This is a genomic window from Actinomycetes bacterium (assembly GCA_036510875.1).
Taxonomy (GTDB): Bacteria; Actinomycetota; Actinomycetes; order Prado026; family Prado026; genus DATCDE01.
The window spans coordinates 1-4,699 of the sequence record DATCDE010000215.1 but is presented as its reverse complement, the minus strand read 5'-3'; the positions used below and the strand labels follow the sequence as shown (position 1 = coordinate 4,699).

The window sequence follows — 4,699 nt, the reverse complement described above, 5'->3', positions numbered from 1 at the left end:
CTCGCCCGACCGAGGTGGTAGACGGTCTGCAGGTACTCCAGCAGCGCATCCTCGACGTCAACGGCCAGGGCATGGACCTCACCACCGCCCCTGGCCACCGCGACGCGACGCTCGGCGTAGGGCAGCGGCGGGCAGCCGAACAGCTGCGCGATGCCCTGGCGCCCCTCCACTTCGACGAGCAGCGTGCGCCGGCCCCCCGAAGCCAGCGCGATCGCGGCAGCCGCCGCCAAGGTCGTCTTGCCGGTGCCTCCCTTGCCGGTCACCACATGCAGTCGGGCGCCGGCCCTGTCGCCGGGGTCTGAGGGCACGTCCTCGACTCTAAGCCTCATCCGGTGTACCACGGCGTACTGGGCGGCGGCCGCGAGGGCCTGAAACGTCGTTGGCGGGCAAGGATGCCGCCGGGCCGTCGAGCACACGCATGCCGACCTTGCCGCGGACTTCCGTGCTCCTGAAGAGCAGGTGCCCGCACCGATCGGCACTACTGGGCTGGGTTATTCGAGGATCTCGAAGACCGTGTCGAACTTGACGAGCGTCAGCGTGCGGAGCACGTTCGTGGGGGGGCGAAGGAGACCGTGCCACGGCGAGCGGTGGCCGCTCGGCGCAGGCGTGCGAGAAAGCCGAGTCGGGTGGTGTCGAAGAAGGTGACGTACACCAGGTCCACGAGCGCGTTCACCGCCGGGCTGGAGACAAAGGCCCGGATGAGATCGGCCATCTCCCCGCGCCGCTGCGCGTCGATGTCACCGGCAAGGAAGATGACCTGTACGTGCCGGGTCGGCGGCTTGCGCAGCGTGGAGTCGAGCGCCTTCATGACGTGCCTCGGGTCCCTAAGATGGCGGCTGCCTAGGTGGTGTCCGCTCGGCGTCCGACGGGCGCGGGGTCCGGGCGCAAGAAGGGCACCTTGAGTCTCTGCCGAATCGGGCAGCCCCGCAAGTGAACACTTGTGGCATAGCGAAGAACCCGCGGAGCGCGGGAGGCCATCTGCCCGCGAACAGCACGCCCCGTGCTAGCGCCTGCGCTTCATGATCATGATCGTGCCGTAGGAGGCGAGCGTGAAGATCGCCAGCATCAGCAAGATCGTCGGCCAGGAGTCCATGGTCCTCCAACGCGCAATGGAGCGGTCTAACGCGAGCCTGCCCATCGACGAGCTGACCAAACCCTGACGCGAGGCTATGTGTGGCAACCGCAGCGCAACCAGTGAGGAGAGCACAGATCGAAGCGTGCACGACCAGCGGCACGTTCTGGTCCGGGGGCTCAGCTCAGGCGTGCTGGTCTGCGACCGGGTCTGGTTGAACAGACCAGTCGGCGGGTGCGTCGTCGGAGTCGGAGTCGGCGATCGCCTTGGTCTGCTGCACCTTGCCCGGCTTGTGGTGCTGCGGCGCGTAGACGGTGTAGACCTGCATCGGTTCGTCACCGATGTTGGTGATGTTGTGCCAGCTGCCGGCCGGAACGAGGACGCACCAGCCGTCGGCCACCTCTTGGTCGAAGGTCAGTTCGTCCTTGCCGGGTCCCATCTGGGCTCGACCGCGGCCGCTGTCGAGCCGAATGAACTGGTCGGTCTCACCGTGCTTCTCCAGTCCGATGTCGCCGTTGACCGGAATCGACATGAGAGTGACCTGCAGGTAGCTACCGCTCCAGGCCACGGTGCGGTAGTTCGGGTTCTCGAGCGTCTCGGTCTCCAAGTTGAACGCCTGGGGACGAGGGCCGATGTCTGCGATGCTCATGGTTTGACCCTAGCCTTACCCGGACCGGGTCGGAATGCTCCCCGATCAGGGCAGTCGCGACGCTCCGAAGAGCCGTGTCCGTGAAACGCCAGAAAGCCCTTCTCATGAGGTGGTTTTTCACCTTCTGGGACCGGATGCCGCCGCAGGCTCCGCGCGTATGCTCCGGGGATGCACGTCGCGGCGCCGTATCGCTCCAGCGGGGCTGACCTGCCCTTCGGCTCCCTCACCTCCGGTCACGGGGTTGCGATGGAGGGGTACTTCTGGCGTTTCACGGATACGGTCGCGCAGCGCGTCGTGACTGCACTGATCGGGGTGCAGCAATCCAGCCGCGGGCCGTGGGCTCTGGTCGGGTTGGGCGCTCATCCCGGACGGTTCTGGCGGCAGGGCGTTCTGATGGACGCGCAGGCCAGGCCGGACGGTCCTGGCGCCCGGGCGGGGTCGCTGTTCTTCGGAGATGATCGGCGCATCGTGGTCGGCTTGGCGCCAGACGCCCGGCTGGACGTCACTCTCTCCGACCTGAAGTGGTGGCCGCGGACGCGCCCTTTAGGCGGATCGAGTTGGTTCCAGCTGATCCCGGGACTGAACCAGTACTGGCACCCGTGGCTGTTGGGCGGACGGGCCGCCGGCACAGCCACGATCGGCCGTGAAACGTGGCGGCTCAGCGACGCCCAGGTGTATGCCGAGAAGAACTGGGGGTCCGACGGGTTCCCCACGATGTGGTGGTGGGGCCAGGCGCAAGGCTTCGAGGAGCAGGACGCTTGCGTTGCGTTCGCAGGCGGCGAGGTGTCGGCCGGCCCCTTCCGCGCCAAGGTCACAGCCCTGGTGGTCCGACTGCCCGATGGGACACTGCTGCGCCTCGGGAACCCGGGAACTTCCCCGGTGCGCGCGATGATCACCGACGACGGTTGGGTGCTCAGCGGCCGCACTCGCTTCTGGCAGGTGGAACTGGAGGGCCATGCGCAAATGGCCGACGCACTCGTCCTGCCGGTGCCCTTGGTGGAGGAACGCAGGGCCGCCCCGGGCGCGCTGGAACACCTGGGCGCCACGATGAGCGTCCGGGTTCGCAACCACGGACGACTGGTCTGGGAGGGGATTAGTCGCCTCGCCGGTCTCGAGCACGGGGGGCTGGAACGGGCTGCCGCCGAGGCGCGCCGGCGAGAGCCCTGAACCTTGCAGTCACGCCATTCTTCCGCGTCGACGTTTCCAATACCGGTGACGCAGAGTCAGATCCACGCTCAGAGTTGCCCGCCCGGTCTTACAGCCAGTCACGGCATGACGTGACGCGTTCCATGTAGCGCTACCGCTGCCAACTCGGCGAGAGAAACGTGCCCATGAGGGCCCCGTCAGGACTGCTACCGGACCGGGACCCCGGTGACGAACGCCGAGCTGCGCAGCGCCAAAGGCCGGTGGCCGACGTTCGCACCGCGGGCGGTCGCGGTCGGGTTCCGGTCGGTGCACGCCCTTCCGCTGAGGCTGCGCTGCAGGTCATCGGCACCCTGAACCTGTTCGGGACTGACCTTGGTCAGATGCAGGCCGCCGATGTGCATGTGGTGCAGGCTCTGGCGGAGGTGGCCACGATCGGTTTGCTCCAGGAGCGGGCGGTGCGGCTCGGCGAGGTCCTCGCCGAGCAGCTCCAAGGCGCGCTGAACAGCCGGGTCATCATCGAGCAGGCGAAAGGCGCGGTCGCCCAGATCCACGGCTGTACCGTCGATGAGGCTTTCGACATGCTGCGCGGCTACTGCCGCAGCCCGGTCTACGACTCGGGGCCGTGGCATACGCGGTCCTCACCGACCCTGCGAGCGTTCCCGATCTCACCGTCCGCTGAGCAGGGCGGCGAGCGCGTCGGGGTCCGCGACGGTGACCGTGAGGTTGGGATGCCGCAGCCAGCCGAAGGGGTCCATCCCGGTGATCGGCTCGACGAACTCCAAGCACACCCCGCGCCGCCCGTTGCTGGCGAACGTCAGCCCCCGATCACTCATCGACAGGCGAGCCGGGCCTGCGGTTCTCAGGAACCGATATGGACCGGTCAGCGACACCGAGGCGATGTTGCTCCGGAGGGTGCGTACCCGCCATGGGCCGAACCGGGCGGCGAACACGTCCGCAGTGACACTGGCTACTGCGGCCTTCTTGGTGATGCCGAAGACACGGCCGACCCGGGCGTAGGCCTTGTCGAAGGAGAAACCGAAACTCGCGGTGTCTGCATCAAGGGGATCCACCACCCGCTCCTCCTCACCCTCATCGATCATCGATCATCGACCTCCTCGGAACTCGACGCTGTCAAAGCCGGCCAAGTCAACGCCTTCGAACGATGAACAACACCAGGGCGATGATGGCAAGAACCAGCACGATCGTGATGAGCAGACCTTGAGACACTTGAGCACCTCCCTCGCACTCATGGCGCGGTCAACGGCGACTCCCCCGAGGTCACAGTGCTGAGCGCCCGTCCCCCCCGTCGGGCGGCGAGCCGTCCAAACTGGTCGGACCAACCCCGCGAGCCACGCGCCACGCGCAGCCCCCGTACCCGGGCCGCGGGGCTCGTGTCGCTACTTCCGGTGCACAGCGTCCTTGGTCTTGTCGACGATCTCTTCCACCTTGTCCTTGGTCGAGTCGATTGCCCCTTCGACCTTGTCCTTCGCGTGGTCGATCTTCTCCTCGGCCTCACCCGTGCGCCGATCCTTCTTGCCTTCGGATTCGAGATCCTTGTCACCGGTGAGGACTCCAGCGGCTTCCTTGACGTGGCCCTTGGCCTGATCAGACTTGGCACTCATCGCGCACCATCCTTCCTCGTTGTGCTCCCCCAACCATGGTCCGGATGCCACGGGACCCGCCAGAGGCCTTAGCCTCGATCTTTCACGCGGCCCGGGTTGAGGGCTCCGGAAGGAGTCCTGTGGGTGGGGGCCGGGTTCCCGGCAGGCGTGGGTATGGCTGTTGACCGGCTCTGCCGGTGTGGGTGGTGTCCGGGTCCTCGGGTCGCGGGG

The 4,699-nt window shown here is 67.2% G+C and carries 7 protein-coding genes; 1 reads left to right on the top strand and 6 read right to left on the bottom strand.

The window, feature by feature from the left end:
- From VIM19_12470 to VIM19_12460, 3 genes are all read right to left on the bottom strand, one after another.
- Positions 1–308: ArsA-related P-loop ATPase (locus tag VIM19_12470; protein HEY5185692.1), on the bottom strand; the 308-nt coding region annotated here is incomplete at its 3' end.
- A 224-nt stretch (positions 309–532) separates the two neighbouring features.
- Complete coding sequence (locus VIM19_12465) at positions 533–808, bottom strand: STAS domain-containing protein (GenBank protein HEY5185691.1); 276 nt, start codon at positions 806–808, stop codon at positions 533–535.
- A gap of 448 nt (positions 809–1,256) precedes the next feature.
- Positions 1,257–1,721: a cupin domain-containing protein gene (locus tag VIM19_12460; protein HEY5185690.1), complete on the bottom strand. Its 465-nt coding sequence runs from the start codon at positions 1,719–1,721 to the stop codon at positions 1,257–1,259.
- A gap of 168 nt (positions 1,722–1,889) precedes the next feature.
- On the opposite strand from VIM19_12460, the gene VIM19_12455 reads away from it, so the two are divergent.
- Positions 1,890–2,888 (top strand): tocopherol cyclase family protein, encoded by a 999-nt coding sequence (locus tag VIM19_12455; protein ID HEY5185689.1) that lies wholly within the window; start codon positions 1,890–1,892, stop codon positions 2,886–2,888.
- 185 nt (positions 2,889–3,073) lie between these two features.
- Here VIM19_12455 and VIM19_12450 read toward each other — a convergent pair whose 3' ends face one another.
- The 3 genes from VIM19_12450 to VIM19_12440 all read right to left on the bottom strand — a co-directional run bounded on the left by VIM19_12450 (position 3,074) and on the right by VIM19_12440 (position 4,489).
- Complete coding sequence (locus VIM19_12450; protein ID HEY5185688.1) at positions 3,074–3,418, bottom strand: hypothetical protein; 345 nt, start codon at positions 3,416–3,418, stop codon at positions 3,074–3,076.
- A gap of 114 nt (positions 3,419–3,532) precedes the next feature.
- Positions 3,533–3,967 (bottom strand): hypothetical protein, encoded by a 435-nt coding sequence (locus VIM19_12445; protein ID HEY5185687.1) that lies wholly within the window; start codon positions 3,965–3,967, stop codon positions 3,533–3,535.
- A gap of 297 nt (positions 3,968–4,264) precedes the next feature.
- Entirely contained in the window at positions 4,265–4,489 is a 225-nt protein-coding gene (locus VIM19_12440; GenBank protein HEY5185686.1) for a CsbD family protein, read from the bottom strand.
- Positions 4,490–4,699 lie beyond the last annotated feature (210 nt).